The 20,342-nt window shown below is 63.1% G+C and carries 18 protein-coding genes; 12 read left to right on the top strand and 6 right to left on the bottom strand.

Going from position 1 to position 20,342, the window contains the following annotated elements; genetic code table 11:
• The first annotated feature begins 70 nt into the window (after nt 1-70).
• Nucleotides 71-1,111, top strand: a complete 1,041-nt coding sequence (locus tag G572_RS0101830; RefSeq protein WP_029057027.1) for an HpcH/HpaI aldolase/citrate lyase family protein — start codon at nt 71-73, stop codon at nt 1,109-1,111.
• Between the two features lie 138 nt (nt 1,112-1,249).
• Nucleotides 1,250-1,573, top strand: a complete 324-nt coding sequence (hspQ, locus tag G572_RS0101835; RefSeq protein ID WP_029057028.1) for a heat shock protein HspQ — start codon at nt 1,250-1,252, stop codon at nt 1,571-1,573.
• A 114-nt stretch (nt 1,574-1,687) separates the two neighbouring features.
• Here hspQ and G572_RS0101840 read toward each other — a convergent pair whose 3' ends face one another.
• A complete protein-coding gene (locus G572_RS0101840; RefSeq protein ID WP_029057029.1) occupies nt 1,688-2,314 on the bottom strand; it encodes an invasion associated locus B family protein in 627 nt (208 codons plus the stop codon).
• Nucleotides 2,315-2,679: 365 nt separating this feature from the next.
• Here G572_RS0101840 and G572_RS22070 point away from each other — a divergent pair, with 365 nt between their 5' ends.
• From G572_RS22070 to G572_RS26165, 7 genes are all read left to right on the top strand, one after another.
• Nucleotides 2,680-4,548 carry an extracellular solute-binding protein gene (locus G572_RS22070; RefSeq protein WP_245566135.1) on the top strand — a complete coding sequence of 623 codons (1,869 nt, stop codon included), beginning with the start codon at nt 2,680-2,682 and terminating at the stop codon, nt 4,546-4,548.
• Nucleotides 4,545-6,170, top strand: coding sequence for an AMP-binding protein (locus G572_RS0101850; protein ID WP_029057030.1), 1,626 nt, complete (start codon nt 4,545-4,547; stop codon nt 6,168-6,170). Before G572_RS22070 ends, G572_RS0101850 begins: the two co-directional genes overlap by 4 nt.
• Nucleotides 6,171-6,175: 5 nt before the next feature.
• Entirely contained in the window at nt 6,176-7,378 is a 1,203-nt protein-coding gene (locus G572_RS0101855; protein ID WP_029057031.1) for a hypothetical protein, read from the top strand.
• Between the two features lie 73 nt (nt 7,379-7,451).
• Nucleotides 7,452-8,105 carry a DsbA family oxidoreductase gene (locus G572_RS0101860; protein ID WP_029057032.1) on the top strand — a complete coding sequence of 218 codons (654 nt, stop codon included), beginning with the start codon at nt 7,452-7,454 and terminating at the stop codon, nt 8,103-8,105.
• A 220-nt stretch (nt 8,106-8,325) separates the two neighbouring features.
• Nucleotides 8,326-9,726: a selenium-binding protein SBP56-related protein gene (locus G572_RS0101865; RefSeq protein WP_029057033.1), complete on the top strand. Its 1,401-nt coding sequence runs from the start codon at nt 8,326-8,328 to the stop codon at nt 9,724-9,726.
• A 12-nt stretch (nt 9,727-9,738) separates the two neighbouring features.
• Nucleotides 9,739-10,389, top strand: a complete 651-nt coding sequence (locus G572_RS0101870) for a hypothetical protein (RefSeq protein WP_425423410.1) — start codon at nt 9,739-9,741, stop codon at nt 10,387-10,389.
• A 216-nt stretch (nt 10,390-10,605) separates the two neighbouring features.
• Nucleotides 10,606-12,129: a hypothetical protein gene (locus G572_RS26165; RefSeq protein WP_156884455.1), complete on the top strand. Its 1,524-nt coding sequence runs from the start codon at nt 10,606-10,608 to the stop codon at nt 12,127-12,129.
• A 45-nt stretch (nt 12,130-12,174) separates the two neighbouring features.
• On the opposite strand, the gene G572_RS25810 is transcribed toward G572_RS26165, so the two are convergent.
• From G572_RS25810 to kdsA, 3 genes are all read right to left on the bottom strand, one after another.
• Nucleotides 12,175-12,408, bottom strand: coding sequence for a hypothetical protein (locus G572_RS25810; protein ID WP_281168742.1), 234 nt, complete (start codon nt 12,406-12,408; stop codon nt 12,175-12,177).
• A gap of 516 nt (nt 12,409-12,924) precedes the next feature.
• Nucleotides 12,925-14,199, bottom strand: a complete 1,275-nt coding sequence (eno, locus tag G572_RS0101875; RefSeq protein ID WP_029057035.1) for a phosphopyruvate hydratase — start codon at nt 14,197-14,199, stop codon at nt 12,925-12,927.
• A 149-nt stretch (nt 14,200-14,348) separates the two neighbouring features.
• Complete coding sequence (kdsA, locus tag G572_RS0101880; RefSeq protein WP_208978999.1) at nt 14,349-15,200, bottom strand: 3-deoxy-8-phosphooctulonate synthase; 852 nt, start codon at nt 15,198-15,200, stop codon at nt 14,349-14,351.
• 221 nt (nt 15,201-15,421) lie between these two features.
• Between kdsA and galU the strand changes: the two genes are divergently transcribed.
• The 3 genes from galU to G572_RS0101895 all read left to right on the top strand — a co-directional run bounded on the left by galU (nt 15,422) and on the right by G572_RS0101895 (nt 18,464).
• Nucleotides 15,422-16,303: a UTP--glucose-1-phosphate uridylyltransferase GalU gene (galU, locus tag G572_RS0101885; protein ID WP_029057037.1), complete on the top strand. Its 882-nt coding sequence runs from the start codon at nt 15,422-15,424 to the stop codon at nt 16,301-16,303.
• A gap of 15 nt (nt 16,304-16,318) precedes the next feature.
• A complete protein-coding gene (locus G572_RS0101890; RefSeq protein WP_029057038.1) occupies nt 16,319-17,329 on the top strand; it encodes an NAD-dependent epimerase in 1,011 nt (336 codons plus the stop codon).
• 67 nt (nt 17,330-17,396) lie between these two features.
• Nucleotides 17,397-18,464 carry a D-alanine--D-alanine ligase family protein gene (locus G572_RS0101895; RefSeq protein ID WP_037545082.1) on the top strand — a complete coding sequence of 356 codons (1,068 nt, stop codon included), beginning with the start codon at nt 17,397-17,399 and terminating at the stop codon, nt 18,462-18,464.
• Here the strand turns inward: G572_RS0101895 and G572_RS0101900 are convergent, their stop codons facing one another.
• Entirely contained in the window at nt 18,465-18,872 is a 408-nt protein-coding gene (locus tag G572_RS0101900) for a GFA family protein (RefSeq protein ID WP_029057040.1), read from the bottom strand. It abuts the gene before it with no gap.
• A 49-nt stretch (nt 18,873-18,921) separates the two neighbouring features.
• The gene (locus G572_RS0101905; RefSeq protein ID WP_029057041.1) at nt 18,922-20,199 is read right to left on the bottom strand and encodes an NTP transferase domain-containing protein; all 1,278 of its coding nucleotides are present in this window, start codon (nt 20,197-20,199) and stop codon (nt 18,922-18,924) included.
• Nucleotides 20,200-20,342: the final 143 nt, after the last annotated feature.

Raw genomic sequence — 20,342 nt, forward strand, 5'->3', positions numbered from 1 at the left:
GTTTAGTCTCTCCGCAATGACAGGAGCGGGCCGCGCCGGCTCCGATCAAAACCTGTATCGGGAGGAAGACTTGAAGACACCGCGCGCGTTTTATCAACCGCTGGCGATCGGCGCCCCCGCTCCCTTGCGCGACCTGCCCGTGCGACTGGAGCGCATGATCCACTTCGTTCCCCCGCATGTGGAAAAGATGCGAGCCAAGGTTCCGGACCTCGTCTCGAAGGTCGATGTCGTGCTCGGCAACCTGGAAGATGCCATCCCCGCCGATCAGAAGGAGGCCGCGCGCCGGGGCTTCATCCAGATGGCGCGCGAGACCGATTTCAAGACGACCGGTCTGTGGACACGCATCAACTGCCTCAACAGCCCCTGGGTGCTGGACGACCTGGTCGAGATCGTCACCCAGGTCGGCGACAAACTCGACGTTGTTATGCTTCCCAAGGTCGAAGGTCCCTGGGACATTCACTACATCGACCAGCTTCTTGCGCAGCTCGAAGCCCGCGCCGGCGTCACCCGTCCGATCATGGTGCATGCCATTCTGGAGACGGCCGAGGGCGTGAAGAACGTCGACGCCATCGCAACGGCAAGCCCGCGCATGCACGGCATGAGCCTGGGCCCCGCCGACCTCGCGGCGTCACGGGCAATGAAGACCACGCGGGTCGGTGGCGGTCATCCCGACTATGCGGTTCTGTCCGACGAAGCCGGCGCGACCTCCCGCACCGCTTATCAGCAGGATTTGTGGCACTATACGGTGGCGAAGATGGTCGATGCCTGCATGTCCGCCGGCATCAAGGCGTTCTACGGGCCCTTCGGCGATTTTTCCGATGCCGCCGCGTGCGAGGCCCAGTTCCGCAACGCCTTCCTGATGGGCTGCGCCGGCGCCTGGTCGCTGCATCCGAACCAGATCGACATCGCCAAGCGGGTGTTCAGCCCGGAGCCGAGGGAAGTCGCCTTCGCCCTGCGCATCCTGGAGGCCATGCCCGACGGAACCGGCGCGGTGATGATCGACGGCAAGATGCAGGACGACGCCACCTGGAAGCAGGCAAAGGTAATCGTCGATCTTGCACGCATCGTCGCCGCCAAGGACCCGGATCTGGCCGAACTCTACGGTTTGTAGCGTCGGCTCACGCCCGTCCGCTGCCGGGCTTTTGCCGCCGGCCGCGGAACGTACTCGGCTTCACGGGGGCATGACGGCTTGTCACGCGCCGTGCAAAAGCGTATGCGCAGGGCAATGTGCAATTGAACAAAGATGAAGATGCGAACCGCGAAATTCATGATCGGTCAGGTCGTGCGTCATCGGGTGTACCCCTTCCGCGGGATCATCTTCGACGTCGATCCGACGTTTTCCAACTCCGAGGATTGGTGGGAATCCATTCCCGACGACGTGCGCCCGGCGCGCGACCAGCCCTTTTACCATCTGCTCGCTGAAAACGCGGAGACGGAATACGTCGCCTATGTTTCCGAGCAGAACCTCGTGCCTGACGAGACGGGCGAACCGGTGCGTCACCCGCAGGTGGACGAGATCTTCGAACAGCAGGACGACGGATCCTATCTGCCCCGCGATGTCGAGCTTCACTGACCGGGGCTGAAATCCGACGTCCCGTCGTCGGTGTGATCCTCTCACAACAAAGAAAAAGGCCGCCGGAAGCAACGCTCCGGCGGCCTTTTCATTTTACGGAAACCCGTGTCGCGATCAGTTCGCGCCGGTTGCCTCGTTTTGCTTGTCGATCAGCTTCTGGCGGGCCTGTTCGGCGCGCTTCTGCAGTTCCGACTGAAGCTGCTGCTGCTTCTGCTGAAGGGCGGCCGCGTCGATCGGATCACCGTCATAGATCTTGGTGAAGCCGGTCAGCGTCATCTGGAAGGGAACCTGCTTGGCCTGCTGGTTGAGCGTCGTGAGAATGAGGTTCCCGCCCGCCTTCATCGAATTGACGAACCCCTCGTCGATCACCAGCTCCGAATAGCAGGCGTTGGGGAAGCAGATGCTGTACTTCGCTTCGCTCTGCTTGCCGCCGTCGACCTGCACCCGGAGGCCCGGCTGGATCAGCATGCCCGGGGGAACGGCGACCAGCAGCGTCTTGCGCGCTTCGCCGGCAATTTCGCGCACGGCGACGGAGGCAAGGAATTGCCCCGTATCGGTCCGCAGCTCCTGCGTCACGATGCAGATTTCCTTGTTGGACTCCGGATCCGTGTTGCAGAGCTTGACCCAGGGCGTGTCCGCCGAAGGTTCAACGGTCTGCGCGGCTGCGCCGGTCGCTGCCCCAACCGCCATGGCGGCGGCAAGCGACATGCCCATCAAACGGTTCTTGAAACTCTCAGCCATACAATGCGTCCCTAAGTCCCTGGTGTCGTTGCAGCGCGCGTGGCGAACGTTTTCCGCCTGCAGGCGCCGAAAATTCTGTCGTGCCATATGACCCAACCGTGTGCGCAACGAATGCGGCAAGACGTTGGCCCAGACGGTCACGCGCGCATCTTTACAGGCAAGCGCGGCAAATATCCAGAAAGAGACGCAGGCGAACCATCGGATTCGTTGCGAAACTCGACGGTGCGGCTCCCGCCGCCGCCGGGCGCGCGAACCGGACGCACTCTTGTCGGCGGTGAGGATGCCGACCGGATTTTTGACGCCTTGTTAACCATACCAAAGTGATTGCACGCTACAAGGAAACCATGAAGCCAAGGTCACGAAACATGTTGCTGATTCTCCGCGCATGCAGCCGCGTTCCGCTTGCGCTCGCCGTCGCCGGCACGTTGCTGTCTGCCGCTGTCGCCGCCGACGGGCAGCCCCCCGCGCCCGCCCACGGCATTGCCATGCATGGCGAACCCGCCCTGGCCCGCGATTTCAAGCACTTGCCCTATGCAAATCCGGATGCTCCCAAGGGCGGCGCCATCACCTATGGCGTTCAGGGCACCTTCGACAGTCTCAATCAGTTCATCGTTCAGGGCGGAACCACATCGGCGCGCGGATTGCGCGATGCACGGTTCGGCGCGCTGGTGTTCGAGAGCCTTCTCGAGCGCAACATGGACGAACCTTTCGCGCTCTACGGGCTTCTGGCCGAATCGGTGCGCATGCCCGAGGAACGCGACTGGATCGAATTCACTCTCAATCCGCAGGCGCGCTTTTCCGACGGCAAGCCGGTCACGGTCGAGGACGTGATCTTTTCCTTCGAGATCCTGCGCGACAAGGGACGTCCGCATTTCCGCGCGCGCTATTCGCGCATCGTCTCCATGGACAAGACCGGCGAGCGCTCCATACGCTTCGTCTTTGCCGATGGCAGCGACCGTGAATTGCCGCTGCTCCTGGGTCTGTCGCCGATCTTCGCCCGTCACACCATCGATCCGGAGACCTTCGACAAGAGCACCCTGACCCCGCCGGTCGGCTCCGGACCCTATCGGGTGGAGGAGGTCGATCCCGGCAGCCGGATCGTCTATCGACGCAATCCCGACTATTGGGCGAAGGACCTTCCGATCCGAAAGGGCCTCTACAATTTCGACGAGGTCGGGATCGAATATTTCCGCGATGAGAACACGCTTCAGGAAGCCTTCAAGAAGGGGCTGGTCTCGATCCTTCCCGTCGCCGACCCAGCGCGCTGGGTCACCGGTCTTTCGTTTCCCGCCGTCGAGGCGGGCGATGTCGTCAAGGAGACCTTTGAGCTCGGAACGCCGGCGGGCATGTACGGTTTCGTCTTCAACACCCGCCGGCCGGTTTTCGCCGACGTAGGCGTGCGTCGGGCGCTGGCCATGCTGTTCGACTTCGAATGGGTGAACCGCACACTCTACTACGACCTCTACGCCCGCACCGGCGGCTATTTCGACAACTCTGTCCTCTCCTCGCTCGGCCGCCCGGCGAATGCGCTGGAACGGGATCTGCTGGCGCCCTGGATCGAGGACCTTCCCGACGATGTCGTCGAGGGGACCTGGCGGCCGACGCAGGGCGACGGGTCGGGTCGCGACCGCAAGGTGCTCAGGGCCGCCGTCGGTGCGCTGAAGACGGCGGGATACGCCATCGACGGGCGCACGATGAAAGGCCCTGACGGTACGCCGCTTGCCTTCGAGGTCCTGGTGGCGACCAAGGATCAGGAGCGACTTGCCCTCGCCTATCAACGGGTCCTGAAGACGATTGGCATCGACGCCGAGATCCGCAGCGTCGACGGCGCCCAATACCAGCGCCGGCGTCAGACCTTCGATTTCGACATGGTGCTGAACAACTGGCCGGCGTCGCTGTCTCCGGGCAACGAACAGCGCTACCGCTGGGGAAGCGCTGCCGCCGGTCAGGACGGCTCCTTCAACTACGCGGGCGTGCGCGATCCGGCGGCCGATGCGATGATCGACGCGATGCTGGCCGCCCGCGACAGCGAAAATTTCGTCGCTGCTGTGCGGGCTTTCGACCGGGTCCTGATTTCCGGCGCCTATGCGGTGCCGCTGTTTCATCTTCCCGAGGTCTGGGTGGCCCGCTGGAAGACGATCCTGCGTCCCGAACACCATCCCGTGTTCGGACCGCGTTTTGAGGCATGGTGGGCCGCCGACGGCGGCGAACAGATTGTGGACGACGCACAATGATACTCACACCGGAAAAAACCATCGAAGCGCATCGGCAAAGCGGCATCTGGGGACGGGTGACGCTTGATGCCCTGTTCCGCAAGACCGCAGCCGCACATCCCGAACGTCTCGCCCTGTGCGACCCGCAGGATCGCGCGGACGCGATGCAAGGCACGCCCCGCCGGCTGACCTATGCCGAGGCGGACGAGGAAATTTCCCGGCTCGCCGCCTTCTTCGCGGCCGTCGGCCTCACGCCCGACAATGTGGTCGGCCTGCAAAGCCCCAACACGGTGGAAGCGGTCATCGCCTTTCTGGCCGCCCTGCGCGCCGGGTTGGTCGTCGCCCCGCTGCCGCTGCACTGGCGCCAGAAAAACGTCCTCGCAGCCCTGTCGCGCGCCGGCGCCAAGGCACTTGTTGCGGGCGAAGGTTTCGGCGGTCGAAACATCGGCCACGAGGCCCGGGACACCGCGGCGGAGATGTTCTCGCTGCGCTTCGTTTTCGGTCTTGGAACCGAGGTCGCCGACGGGCTGATCGAGCTTGCCGAAGTGCTGAAGGAGGTTCCGGCGGAAATGACGCCGCCCCCCGGCCGGCGCGACCCCAATGCCGCCGATCACGTGGCAACCCTGACCTGGACCCACAGCACCAGCGGCGAGCCGCTGCCGATCGCACGCAGCCACAACCAGTGGATCGCGGCGGGCCTGATGCCCTATCTCGAACTTTCGCTGCCCCAGGCGCCGGTCGCCGTCGTGCCCTATGCGCTCACCGGCATGGCCGGGATCGGCGCCGGCCTGATGCCCTGGCTGTTGAGCGGCGGAACGCTGCACCTCCACCATCCGCGCTCCCTGCGCAAGCTCGCGGCCCATGCCGACGCGGTCGACGCGGACATGGTCCTGTGTCCCGGCTCGCTGATGCCGCAGCTGGAACGACGCATGACCAACGGCGACTGCCGCATCGTGCCGGTGTGGAACGCCCATTCGCCCGCAGCCACGCACCACCAGACCAACCGCGACGTGACCGACATTCACATCGCGGACGAATTCGCGATGATTGCGCGCAAGCGCGACGGCAGCGCCCTGCCCCGCTCCTTCGGCGCCGGACGTGTGATGTCGCCTTCCACGGCGGCGAACGGCCCGGCGCTGCTCGAGATCGCGGTCGACACCGACAACCAGCCGAACACCCTCAAGGTGCGTGGCGCGATGGTGGCCGACAGCGCCTGGCCGGCCTGCAAGGTGCGCATCCCCACCGACAAGGCGGGCTATGTCGACACGCTGCTGGCGTTGCGCCAGAACGACAACGGGATCGCCGCTTTCGGCATGCCGGGCACCTCGTTTCCCGGCGTCGCTTCCCTGCCCGCCCTCGATGCTCTTTTCGGCGCCTTTCCGGGACTGAAAGAAGCTGCAGCCTTCCTCGTGGAGGACGGCATTCTCGGTGCAAGGCTTTACGCGGCCCTGGTGCCGCAGCGCGGCCTGATGCTCGATGTCGAGGGCTTCTTCGCCTATCTCGATGCCGAATGCGCCGGCCTGGGCGAGATCCCGCACCGCGTCCTGTCGCTCGCCGCATTGCCGCGCCGGGAAAACGGAACGGTCGACCGTGCCGCCCTGGCGCTGCGCGTCGACCAGGGTCGCGCCGCAGCGGTAGCCTGAGCGCCATGCAGCACGACGACGTGTCATCAGCTTCCGTGATCGCGCTTGCGGCGACGGGCGCACAATCGGTCGAGCGCGCGGACGCCTTGCGCGCGGCCTGGCCGGAAGGCCCCGTGCCGGACCTCGCCGAGGCCGAGGAGATCTGGTCGACAACGCGCACCGCCCCCGATGCCCTGCTTCTGGTCGCCGGCAAGGGGCCGGACCCGCAAGTCGTGGCCCGGATCGAGCGCTTGCGCGAGAGCATCCGCGCGGAGGGTGTCGACGTGCCGCTGGTGGTTGCCACCCGTGCGGGCACGGGCGCGGACACCGGTTGGAGGCGTCTGCCCGATGCGTTCCTCCCCCCGGAAACCTCGCCTGCACTTCTCGCCACCCGTCTGCGCGAGACCATCCGGCAGTCGGTGCGCATGGAGGAAGCCCGCCTGCGCCGCATGACGCTCGGCGCCTTGCCGGGGGAAACCGTTGCAGCCCCTCACCGGCCCGGCGGACTGATGGTTGCGGGGCTTGGGCAGCAGGCGGGTGCCGCGCTCGAGCGGGCCGGCCTTGTCGCAAACCTGACCGGCGTGCTTGCGGCCGAAACCGTCTGTCGGCGACTACAGGAAGCCGGCAGTCGCGCCCTTTTCATCGACATGCCGACGGCGCGCGCGCTCGATGTAATCGAACGGGTGAGCGCAGATCCGCGCCATGTCAGCCTGCCGGTGATGGCCATGGCCGAAACCGTGGAAGACATCGAAACGCTCCTGGCCGCGGGCTGCAACGATGTGGTCCGGCGCGATGTCGCCCCGGAGGATCTCGGCGTCCGACTGCGCGCGCTTCTCGCCGCCGGCGCGCGGCGGGCGCTGTCGAATGCGGCGCTGCGCCGGTTCCGCGCGGTCTATCTGGAAGAGGAAACGCTGCTGTCGCGCGCCGCCCATGACGCCTATCTCGGGCGCCTGCGCGAAGCTTTGAGCCGACGCGGGCGCGTCCCGCTCCTGATGACGCTTGCCGATCTCCACCCCGCGCCGCTGCGTCCGGCGGCCGCCAACGACGATCCGCTCGCGCCGGTCGTGGGCGATCCTGTGCGCTCCACCCTCCTTGCCGCATCGCGCGAGGAGGATTTTGTTGCTAGGGTGGAGGAATTGGGCGACAGGATCGTTCTGCGCGACGTGCAGGCCGCCGCCGGCCTGACGCGTCGCGTCGGTGCGATCCTCGCTTCCACCAGCTTCGCCTAATCGCCGTGCGCGCCTTGCGTGCGATGGCCCGAGGGACACCGACAAGCCGAACGGCCGGAAAGGACACAGCGGAATGGATCAAGCAGACCCGATGCACATCGATATCGTCTCCGACGTCATGTGCCCGTGGTGCTACATCGGCAAGCGCCGCCTGGAAAAGGCGCTCGCCACCGTGCCCGAAATTCCGGTCAAGCTGCGCTGGCTGCCTTTCCAGCTCGACGAGACGATTCCGCGCGAGGGCAAGGACCGCCAGAGCTATCTGAACGAGAAATTCGGCGGCCCCGATCGGGCCGAGGAAATCTATGCGCCGATCCGCGACGCGGGTGCGGCCGAAGGCATTCCCTTCGCCTTCGACAAGATCAAGGTGTCCCCCAACACGCTCGACTGCCACCGCCTGATCCTTTGGGCGCGCGCCGACAACGCGCAGAGCGAAATGGCCGAGCGACTGTTCCAGCTCTATTTCCTGGAAGGCGCGGATCTCACCGACCGCGCGACGCTGATCCAGGCCTCCGCCGACGTCGGCATGATGTCGGATCTTGTGGCGGAACTGTTGCCGACCGATTCCGACATCGACAAGATCCGCAAGGATCTCGACAAGGCCCGCGAGATCGGCGTGACCGGCGTTCCGGCCTTCATCATCGACGAGCGGTTCCTGGTGATGGGGGCGGAAAAGCCGGAAACCCTCGCCGCCGCGATAAAGCACGCGCACGAGACGAAGACGGGCTGACCCGCGCGGCGCAATCCGTCAACCCACAGCGCAAGCCCACTCCGCGCTCCGAAACCTGACCGGCTCCGGAAAACAGCCCTCCGGGCCGCGCCTTCCCTAGCGTAACAGATCGTTTCTCCACGTGTGAAAACTGTGCCACACTCGCGTTTCGGGTGCTGGCAAAAACGTCGAAAAGACACCTGGCGCCCAGACACTGGCCAGATCCTGGGAGGAGCCGGTAATGACGTTGAGACCCGACCCCACATTTCACGCGACCCCGAAACTCGCCATGCAGGCGCCGGCGGAAACGCTCGCCTTCACGCTCATGCTGAGCCCCGACGCATCGCAGCCGGACGGGCTCGCCGTCGTCGACGTCGATCCGAAATCGCCGAGTTACGGCGAGATCGTCCACCAGCTCATCATGCCGAACACCGGCGACGAGTTTCACCATTTCGGCTGGAACGCCTGTTCCTCCGCGCTGTCGCCGCTCACGGGCCACGCCTTTCTCGAACGCCGCTACCTGATCGTTCCCGGCATTCGCTCCTCACGCATCTATGTGATCGACGTGAAGGAGCCGCTCAAGGCCAAGATCCACAAGATCATCGAGCCGGAGGAGGTCTTCGCCAAGACGGGATACTCGCGCCCGCACACCATCCATTGCGGGCCGGAAGGGATCTATGTCTCGACGCTGGGCGGCGGCGGCAAGGACGGGACCGACGGGCCGCCGGGCATCTTCATCATGGACTGTGAGACCTTCGACATCCTCGGCCGCTACGAGATGGACCGGGGCGCGCAGGACAAGCACTATGATTTCTGGTGGAACCTCCCGCGCGACTACATGATCAGCTCCGAATGGGGCCTGCCGCCGCAGTTCGAGAACGGCATCGTCGCCGAGGATCTCCTGTCGAACAAATACGGCCACAGCATCCATTTCTGGAACCTGCGCGAGCGGCGCAACGTCCAGACCATCGATCTCGGCGAAAACCACCAGATGGCGCTGGAAATCCGCCCGGCCCACGACCCGGCCAAGGACTACGGCTTTTGCGGCGTCGTCGTCGACACCACCAACCTGCAGGGCGCGATCTTCACCTGGTGGCGCAAACCCGACGGCACCTTCGAGGCGAAGAAGACCCTCACCATCGATCCCCGCCCGGAAGCGGCGGAAAACCTGCCGCCGCTGCTACAAGGCTTCGCGGCCGTGCCGCCGCTCGTCACCGACATCGACCTCAGCCTTGACGACAAATATCTCTATGTCGCCTGCTGGGGATTGGGCGAGATGCATCAATACGACGTCTCCGACCCGATGAACCCGACGCTTGCCGGCAAGGTGGAGATCGGCGGCATCGCGCGCGGCACGCCGCACCCGAACGGCAAGCCCTTCGCCTACGGCCCGCAGATGGTGGAGGTCAGCCGCGACGGCAAGCGCGTCTACTGGACCAACTCGCTCTATTCCACCTGGGACGACCAGTTCTATCCCGACGACGAGGGCGGGCAGATGGTCATGGCCCACGTCGGCGAGAGCGGCGGACTGACGCTCGCCGAGGATTTCTACATCGACTTCCCGAAGGGCTACCGCAGCCACCAGATCCGGCTGGAGGGCGGCGACTGTTCGACCGACAGTTTCTGCTACCCCTCCGTCTGACGCGTGGCGGAAATGGACACGGCGGCGGCGCTCTGGGGCGCCGTCGTCGCCTCCGGCATCTATCACGGGGTCAATCCGGGCATGGGATGGCCGCTCGCCGTCTCCGCGGCCCTGATGGACCGCTCGCGCGCGAGCCTCTACAAGGCTCTCGCGGCCCTTGCCGGCGGGCATCTTCTCGCCATGACGGCGATCCTGCTCCCCTTCTCCGCGCTTCTGGTGCTGGTGGAATGGCAGCGCGAAATCCGCATCGCCGCCGCCTGTCTCGTCATCGCGCTCGGGCTCTATCTGCTGATCAACCGAAGGCACCCGCGTTTTCTCGCCCGCGTGCCGCCGACACGGCTTGCGCTCTGGTCCTTCCTCGTCGCCATGGCCCATGGCGCCGGGCTGATGCTGGTGCCGATCTATCTCGGCATCTGCCGGACGATCGAAACCGATCCCGGCCACGCCGCCGCCTCCAGCCTGATGACGGGCAATGCGGGCATCGCCCTCACTGTTGCCACCGCCCACACTCTCGCCATGGCCCTCTCCGGCGGCCTCATCGCCGCCGGCGTCTACCACTGGCTCGGCCTGCGGTTCCTGTCGAGGAGCTGGTTCAATCTGGATCTGGTCTGGGCGGTGAGTTTGATATTGGTCGGGGGGATTTCGCTGGGGTTTGTGTGGTGAGGGGTTGCAGCTATGGTGGGTATCGGTAATTGTTTATAAAATGAGATTAAACTTCATCGGCGCACTGAAATCCATTTTCGATGACCGGCTAATTTCGGAGGGCGTAGTAGCTTGAACTGTTGCCTTCTCAGGAAGGAATACATGATTTTTGAAATATGAATTCCCAATGAATTTGGAAGCGAAATAACGAAGAAAAACAAACGCGTCAAAATTTGATTGGATACTGTTGTGCGCAAAAATAATATTAAGACCATCATAGAAAAATCTGAATCTCTTTCTATAGAAGCAGAAAATTTACTTAACTCTCTCTCACATTTTGAAGACATTAACAGTCACCCCTTCGATGTGAAAAAGCCAATTCGAGGAACTGATAGTTCTGTATCACAAATTGTGTCTCGCATTCATTCAGCCGGCGGGATAATTACAGAATTCGATAAAGCCACTCGACCAAACCTCGCACCTCTTTCGGTTCTAGTTAATCTACAGAAATCACTAGAAGAAACGGAAGAAGCAATCTTAACTATTATAAATCGTATAGAAAACATAAAAAATTCTCAAGGCGGCCTGCAATCTTTTGACTACTCAAGTTTTCATGCGCTCGCAAGAAACGGTAATAATAACAATATGCAGGGAGAATTCAAAACCTTGCACAACACGTGCGAGTTGCTGCTGCAGCGATTTTTTGAAAGCCTTTTTATTCTTAAACCGCGAGCATCGTACAGCTTCCAAGCTGCTGCGAATGCGCTGTCAACGGTCATTGATGATACCAATGATCAAATATCAACCCTCAAACAGTCCATCAAACAAGTCTCTGTCTCTAAGAGTAAAATAACAGAAATTGAAACGAATGCAGAAACTCAGTTTGCAGAAATAACGCGGCTTAAAAATGATGGTGACAATGATCGAAAAACAATTTCAGAATATCTAGCGCAAGCAACGCAAGAGAAGGCATCAATTCACGCGATCTCTACAGAGGCTGAAAATCTACAGACATCAGTCGAATCATATCAAAATATTTTCAATCAGTTCAAAAAACAAATTGACGAACGAGAAGAAAAATTTTCCACTGGAACAGCAAAGCTCGAAGAACTCATTAGTTCATTCGACAAGCAACGAGAGGACGTCGCAAGGCTGATTGAGAGGTCGGAACAGATGCTATCATCGGCTACAGTTGCCGGACTTGCATCAAACTTTTCAAACATAAAGAATGAACTCACTTCAGAGCTTCGATGGGCTCGTGGAGCATTTTACGTTGGGATCGTTTTCCTGATGATATCAGCTCTTCCGTTGCTGGCCTTTGTTACCCTGCCAATAATTTCGCCCATACTTACTGCAATTTTTCCGAATTTGCTACTTTCCGCAGCAGATTTTGCGATTACTCCTGCAGACAGTGGCTGGAAGTACTTCGGACAAGTTCTTTCTCGTGTCGCAATCTTGCTTCCCGCGGCTTGGCTTGTCTCGTTTGCTGCAATCCGGCACTCTTCTTTGTTCAGGCTGCGAGAGCACTATGCTTATAAATATTCCATGGCGGTTGCGGTTGAAGGTTTTAAACAACAGGCACCGCAATACGCGGAGGAAATCGCAGCGCTTGTTCTGGAGCAACTCGCCTTTAACCCAACAGACAAGTTGGTTCCGTCGAAGGAAATTCGGGAAGGAACAGCTCCTGGCATTTCACGATTTCTTCTGAAGCACATCCGTGCTCGCACAGAAAGTACAAAGTCCGCTGAAGAAAAACAATAAGTAGTGCAGTCGCGAGCATGGTAGGACTGCCTCCAGACTTGTGGTTCAGCCACAGCACGCCACACTTTGCGCGCTTGTGCGTCTATTTCCACCTCGAATCGTATCAATCGGGCATCTTCCGTCAGCCGGTCGGTCGGAACGTGCGAGCGATTCTGTATTGATCTGTCCGCTGTTGGTGGTTACCGCTAGTTCAGCGGTGATTGTGTCGTCAGTATCGTAAGAGTGGTGCGACATACCTTTCTTGTCGGCGGCCTTATAGGCCGCAGATCGTTTGGACACACCGCCCCCATCTGTGTCACACCGGACGCAGGCGCAGCCGGAGATCTGGTGTCCAATCGGTTCCAGAGCGGCGGAAGTCAGCGCGGGGCGAGCGGCAATCGCAGAGGATTCTCCCGACCGATACGGGTGCCAATGGATCCCCGATCAAGTCGGGGATGACCTCCGTGGGGGTGCGTCGGCGGTGCATCACGGTGGGATCGGTGGCTCTCCGATCCCGGCTCTCATTGCATTCGGCCGGGATGACGGCTCCGGATGTAAGGTGTTGACGCGCACAACGATTTCGCCCCGGCGTCATCCCGGGCAAGGCACAGCCGCGACCCGGGATCGGGGAGCCGGGGGCGTTCGTGGTTTGCGGCTGAGAGAGTGATCACATCGAGCCGTTGAGGGGGATCGCCGTTCCCCTGCCCGTCGGGGTCGACCGGGCACACACGAAAAAGCCGCCGGATTTCTCCGGCGGCTTTCACATCAGTCTCGCAGCAAAACCAGGCCGGGCGGCGCGTGGCCGCCCTTTTCCGCTCAGCCCTTGAGGATCGAGCGGCCGGCGTAGCGGGCCTGGGCGCCCAGCTCTTCCTCGATGCGGATGAGCTGGTTGTATTTCGCGAGCCGGTCGGAGCGGGCGAGCGAGCCGGTCTTGATCTGGCCGCAGTTGGTGGCGACCGCCAGGTCGGCGATGGTCGCGTCCTCGGTCTCGCCCGAGCGGTGCGACATCACCGCCGTGTAGCCGGCCTTGTGCGCCGTCTCGACCGCGTCGAGCGTTTCCGTCAGCGAGCCGATCTGGTTGACCTTGACGAGGATGGAGTTGGCGACGCCCTTCTCGATGCCCTCGCGCAGGCGCGTGGAGTTGGTGACGAAGAGATCGTCGCCGACGAGCTGGCATTTGTCGCCCACCATGTCGGTCAGCGCTTTCCAGCCGGCCCAGTCGTCCTCGCCCATGCCGTCCTCGATGGAGATGATCGGGTAGCGATTGACGAAATCGGCGAGATAGGCAGCCATCTCGTCCGGGCCGAGCACCTTGCCCTCGCCGTCGAGGTGATACTTGCCGTCCTTGAAGAATTCGGTGGAGGCCGCGTCGAGCGCCAGGAACATGTCCTCGCCCGGACGGTAACCGGCCTTTTCGATGGCCTTCATCACGAAACCGATGGCCTCGTCGGTGGAGCCGATGTTGGGCGCAAAGCCGCCCTCGTCGCCGACGTTGGTGTTGTGGCCCGCATCCTTCAGCGCTTTTTTGAGCGTGTGGAACACCTCCGCGCCCATGCGCACGGCATCACGCAAGGTCGGCGCGCCGACCGGCATGATCATGAATTCCTGGACGTCGATCGGATTGTCGGCATGCGCGCCGCCGTTGATGATGTTCATCATCGGCACGGGCAGAAGCCGCGCGCCGGTGCCGCCGACGTAGCGGTAAAGCGGCAGGCCGGCGGACTGGGCGGCGGCCTTGGCGACCGCCAGTGACACGCCGAGGATGGCGTTGGCGCCGAGGCGCGCCTTGTTGGGCGTGCCGTCGAGGTCGATCATCGCCTCGTCGATCTTGAGCTGGTCTTCCGCATCGAGCCCGCCGATGGCATCGAAGATCTCACCGTTGACCGCGTCGACCGCCTTTTCAACGCCCTTGCCGAGATAGCGCGCGCCGCCGTCGCGCAGTTCCACCGCCTCATGCGCGCCGGTGGAGGCGCCGGAGGGAACGGCCGCACGGCCGAAGCCGCCGTCTTCCAGCTGGACATCGACCTCGACGGTGGGATTGCCGCGGCTGTCGAGAATTTCGCGTGCGATGATGTCCACGATGGCGGTCATTGGCGTCTCCTTGAAATGGGCGTCCGGCTAGCCGGGCAGGCAGGCGCGCATGGCGCGCCCAAGCGTTGAAAGATCTTGCCCGCGCTTCTAGCCGAGGACGGACAAAAGGGGAAGGGCGTGGCGGGGCGGCGCGCGCTCTGGAGCGCCGCTCAAAGGGTGACAGGGCGCGCCTTGGCGACCTTGTCGAATTCCATCAGATCTTCAAGAAGTCCCTGCAAGGCATTGAGCGGGATCATGTTCGGCCCGTCGGACGAGATCGTATTGTCCGGGTCCGGATGGGTCTCGACGAAGAGGCCTGCCAGGCCGACGGCAACCGCCGCCCGCGCCAGCACGGGCACCATCTCGCGCTGACCGCCGGAGGAGCCGCCCTGCCCGCCCGGCTGCTGCACCGAGTGGGTCGCGTCGAAGATCACCGGCGCGCCGGTGGCTGCCATGATCGGAAGCCCGCGCATGTCGGTGACCAGCGTGTTGTAGCCGAAGGAGGCTCCGCGTTCGGTCAGCAACACGTTGGGATTGCCGCTATCGACGATCTTGGCGAGCACGTTCTTCATGTCCCAGGGCGCCAGGAACTGCCCCTTCTTGACGTTGACCACGCGCCCGGTCGCGGCTGCGGCGATCAAGAGATCGGTTTGCCGGCACAGGAAGGCCGGGATCTGCAGCACATCCACCGCCTCGGCCACGGGCGCGCATTGATCGACGGAATGAATGTCGGTCAGCACCGGCATACGATAGGTTTCGCGGATCTCCGCGAAGACCGGAAGCGCGTCCTTGAGGCCGACGCCGCGCGATGCGGCGATCGAGGTGCGGTTGGCCTTGTCGAAGGAGGCCTTGAAGACAACGCCGATGCCGAGCGTGTCGGCGATTTCCTTCACCGCCGCGGCGCATTCCAGCACATGTGCGCGGCTTTCCATCTGGCAGGGACCGGCGATCAGCGAAAGGGGTGCCGTCTGGGAAAAGGTGACGTCGCCGACGCGGACGGCGCTGTTGCAGGTCATGGTCATGGCGGGTGGTCTATCCTTCTTGCGGCTCGTCATGGTTCGCCCCGCCCGTGAGTACTGCGAGCGGCCGGCGCGCGCAAGACATGCGCCCCTGCCCGCGCTCGGCCAAACGGGAACAATGCAAGAGCAGCTTGGTTCACGATTGCATTCGCGATAGACAGAAAGACCCGCGCGGTTTTCGCGCAGGTGCCCGTTCCTGAATGCAAATACCGGAAACCCCGTTCATGCAGAAGAAGACAATTCGCAAGGCCGTCCTGCCCGTCGCAGGTCTGGGCACCCGGTTCCTGCCGGCCACAAAGGCGTTGCCGAAGGAAATGCTGACCATCGTCGACCGGCCGATCATTCAGTATGTGGTCGACGAGGCCCGCAAGGCGGGGATCGAGCACATCGTCTTCGTCACAGGGCGCAACAAGCATGTGATCGAGGATCACTTCGACATTGCCTACGAGCTTGAGGACACGCTGCGCGAACGCGGTAAGCAGGACGCGCTCGACCTGCTGGAGGCGATCCGCCCCGCCGCCGGCGGCACCAGCTTCACCCGTCAGCAGGAGCCGCTCGGGCTCGGTCACGCCATCTGGTGCGCCCGCGACCTGATCGGCAACGAGCCCTTCGCCATTCTCCTGCCCGACATGCTGATGAAATCGGACCCCGGCTGCCTCAGCCAGATGGTGGAGGTCTACGAGAACACCGGCGGCAATGTGATTTCGGTCGAGGCCGTGCCGCAGGACCAGACCCACAACTACGGCATTGTCGAGGTCAAGGGCGACCAGACGGCGCGCACCGTGCAGATCACCGGCATGGTGGAAAAGCCGAAGCCCGGCACAGCGCCGTCGAACCTCTTCATCAACGGCCGCTACATCCTGCAGCCGCGCATCTTCGAGCTGCTGGAGAAACAGGGCACGGGCGCCGGCGGCGAGATCCAGCTGACGGACGCGATGCTGGCGCTCATGGGGGAGCAGACCTTCACCGGCCTGCGGTTCGAGGGGCAGACCTACGACTGCGGTTCGAAGTCGGGTTTCCTTGCCGCAAACATCGCCTATGCCCTGGAGGACGAAGAGCTCGCCGGCCAGATCCGCCCAGTCCTGAATGACCTTCTCAAGGTCTGAGCCTCACGGAACATCATGCGCAAGATCCTCGTGACCGGTTCGGCCGGTTTTATCGGCTATCACGTCAGCCAGCGCCTGCTTCGCGACGGCTGGCATGTGATCGGCCTTGATTGCGTCAGCCCCTATTACGACCCGGAGCTGAAGGAAGCCCGCGTCAAGAACCTCAAGACCAACAACCACTTCACCGAGGCGCGGATTTCGCTGGAAGACCGCGAGGCGGTCTTTGCGTTGATGCGCGAACATGCCCCGGAACGCATCATCCACCTGGCGGCACAACCCGGCGTGCGCTATTCGCTCGACGCGCCCCAGGCCTATATTGATGCCAATGTCACCGGCTTCCTGACGATCCTGGAATGCGCCCGGCATTTCGCCGTCGATCATGTCGTCTATGCCTCGACCTCTTCTGTCTACGGTCTCGACGAGGATATGCCGCTCTCGCCCCATCGCGGCGGCGATCATCCGATCTCGCTTTATGCCGCCACGAAGAAAGCCAATGAGGCGATGGCGCACAGCTACGCGCATCTGTTCAAGGTGCCGTTGACGGGCCTGCGCTTCTTCACCGTCTACGGGCCATGGGCGCGACCCGACATGGCGCTGTTCAAGTTCACCCGCGCGATCCTGAACGGCGAACCGCTCGACATCTACAACAACGGCCAGATGGTGCGCGACTTCACCTATGTGGACGACATCGTCGAGGGCATCGTGCGGATCGCGGATCGCCCGGCTGCCCCCGATCCCGACTGGGACGGCAAGACGCCCGATCCCGCATCGAGTTCCGCCCCCTACCGCATCTACAACATCGGCAATTCCGAGCCGGTGGAGCTGATGCGCTATGTCGAGGCCGTCGAAAAGGCCTGCGGCAAGAAAGCCATACGCAACTTCATGCCGCTCCAGCCAGGAGACGTGCTGGCGACCTGGGCCGATGTCGACGACCTGAGCGCGGCCACCGGGTTCCGCCCGAAGACCGCGGTCGAGGACGGCGTAAAGGCCTTCGTCGACTGGTACCGGGATTTCTACAAGATATGAGCTGCACCTCGCCAACGCCCGTTTCGCTCCGGCACCGCTGTCTCGACCCGACCCCCTGGAGGTTTTCGTGACATCCCCCACAGGCAGGCTGCGCATTGCGGTGCTCTTTGGCGGACGTTCCGCCGAACATGACGTGTCGGTGATGTCCGCAAGGAATGTCCTGCAGGCGCTCGATCCGGGGAAATACGATGCCGTTCCGATCCATGTGACCCGAGCGGGTCAATGGCTGTTGAGCAGCTATGAGGACGGATCGCTGGACACTCCCTCGCGCGGGACCGAAATCTGTCTCGTGCCGGGCGGGCGCGGGCGGATCCTGGCGGTTCCCGATCAAGCCGCCGCGCATGAGTTGCCCGGGATCGATATCCTCTTTCCGGTGCTGCACGGCCTTCATGGCGAGGACGGAACGGTTCAGGGTCTGTGCGAGGTGGCGCGCGTTCCGCTCGTGGGTTGCGGCGTTCTTGGATCCGCAGCCGCTCTCGACAAGGACGTCGCCAAGCGCCTGTTCAACGAGGCGGGGCTTCCCACCGCCCGCTCCGTCACGGCCCACGTCACCACCCCGCCCCCCTTTTCGGAGGTCGAAAGCCGGCTGGGCCTGCCCGTATTCGTCAAGCCGGCACGACAGGGTTCCTCCGTCGGAGTGAGCAAGGTCGAGAATGCGCAGGACTATCGGGCGGCACTCGCCGAAGGGTTCAAACACGACCGCAAGCTAATCGTCGAGGCGTTCGTCCAGGGCCGTGAGATCGAATTCGCCATTCTCGAAAACCCGGATGGAAGCCTGGTGGTCTCGCGTCCGGGCGAAATCGCGCCGGCGGAGCAGCATGGCTTCTACAGTTACGATGCCAAATACATCGATGCCGATGGCGCCGCGCTGAGCATTCCTGCGACACTGCCGGCAGAGGTGGAAAGCCGGATGCGCGAGATGGCGGAAACGGCGTTTCGCGCGCTTGGGTGCGATGGCATGGCGCGCGCCGACTTCTTCGTCACAGACACGATGGAGATCCTGGTCAACGAGCTCAACACCATTCCGGGCTTCACCGACATAAGCATGTATTCCAAGGTCATGTCCGCCAGCGGCATCGACTATGCGCAGGTCATTGACCGGCTGGTGGCGCATGGGCTGGCGCGCGGGCGCTGATCACCCGGGCAGCCCGTCGATCCGCGGCACGGTTTCCAGATTGTCGTCCCAATCCGCACGGCTCGCGCAGCAGATATGCGCGGTCGGACGCATGCCGATGTCGCTGTCGAGGCTCCCGGCGGGCACGACCAGAAGCGTGCCGTCCATCTGAAGACCCGGCAGCGCCGAGCCGCAATCCCGGCAAAAACTCTTTTCATGCCGGGAATCTGGGACCCTGTAGGTCTTCACCCGCTCCTGCCCCGTCCGCCATTCGATTGTGGCGGAGGAGGAAAACAGGTTCGCCGCATGGGCAGACCCGGTGTCCTTGCGGCATCTCGCGCAGTGACACAGGAAGAACGCCTCGAACGATCCCGTGATTTCGAATGTCACTGCGCCGCAGGCGCAGCCACCGGATACTGGCTGTGTCATCCTGCTCCTCCTGAGGAGTGTGCCTGGAAACGGACGCGGCAGGCCACCGTCATTTTCCGGCTTTTTCCGCCTTGGCGCGCGCGAACCGGGCGCGCAGTTGCGCGCCGCGTCCTTCCTTCAAAACCTGCCGCGCGCGCGCGATCGCCAGTCCGTCATCCGGCACCTCGGCCGTGATCACCCCGCCGGCCGCCAGATAGGCACCGTCGCCGATTGAAAGCGGCGCAACCAGCGTGGAATTCGATCCGACGAAGGCGCCCGCCCCGATGTCAGTGTGATGTTTGAGAAAGCCGTCGTAATTGCAGGTGATCGTGCCGGCGCCGATGTTGGCTTTTTCGCCGACGCGCGCATCGCCGATGTAGCTGAGATGGTTGACCTTCGCGCCGGCCTCGACCGTTGCGTTCTTGATCTCGACGAAATTGCCGATGTGGGCGGCGTCTCCGATCTTCGCACCGGGCCGCAACCGGGCATAGGGGCCAACCGTCGCGTCCTGGCCGACGATCGCCTTCTCCAGGTGGGAAAAGGCGCGGATACGCGCGCCATCGGCAACCGCAACCCCGGGACCGAACACCACATTCGGTTCGATCACCGCATCCTGCCCGAGTGTCGTGTCATGGGAAAAGAACACGGTATCGGGCGCGATCAGTGTTGCGCCGGCCGCCATCGCTTCGGCGCGCATCGTGGCCTGGAAATGCGCTTCCACCGCCGCAAGGTCGGCCCGCGTCCCGACGCGCCGCACTTCCGCGTCGGCGCCGATCTCGCTGACCACTGCCAGCCCAAGCGCCTGAACGGCGCGTGTCACATCCGAAAGACCGCCCGCCCCCGTGCCGGGCTCGGCATCGATCCGGGACAGGGTTTCCGCAAACCGGTCCCCGGCGAGGGCCATGATCCCGCTGGGACGAACGTTTTCCGGCTGCCCCTCCCGCGACCCGAGCATCACCACATCGGCCCCCTCGCCAAGGCGCGACGACAGCCGCACCAGGGTTTCGTCCGTGATGAACGGCCGGTCGGCGGACAGGACGATCACCTGATCGGGCACCTCGCCATGGGCGGCCAGGGCGTCGGCAAGCGCCTGCGCGCCACCCTGTTCTTCCGTTTGCACATGACAGCTGGCATTTGGTGCCCACCGGGTCACTTCCGCCGCAAGCTCCTCCATGTCGGGACCGACAATCACCGCCGTCCGCTCGATCCCCGCGCCCGCGACACTTGCAAGCACATGCCCCACGAGCGACAGGTTGCCCACCTCGTGGAGTGCCAGCGGCCACTTTGAGGCCATGCGTGTACCGGGATCGGCGGCAAGGACGATGGCGAGACGAAAAGGTGATGACATGGAAACCCTCGAGCGGAACAAAAAGTCTTGCGGCAAGTCATCCTTCGCCACGCCCTTCGCGTCAAGCGACCGGCGGCCTTGGCTCGGGCATTTGTCAAAAGCCATCGCCTGTCGGACTTGAACGGCGGGCTGAAAGCCTGTCT

Origin of the sequence: Stappia stellulata DSM 5886, from assembly GCF_000423705.1 — a bacterium.
GTDB lineage: Bacteria > Pseudomonadota > Alphaproteobacteria > Rhizobiales > Stappiaceae > Stappia > Stappia stellulata.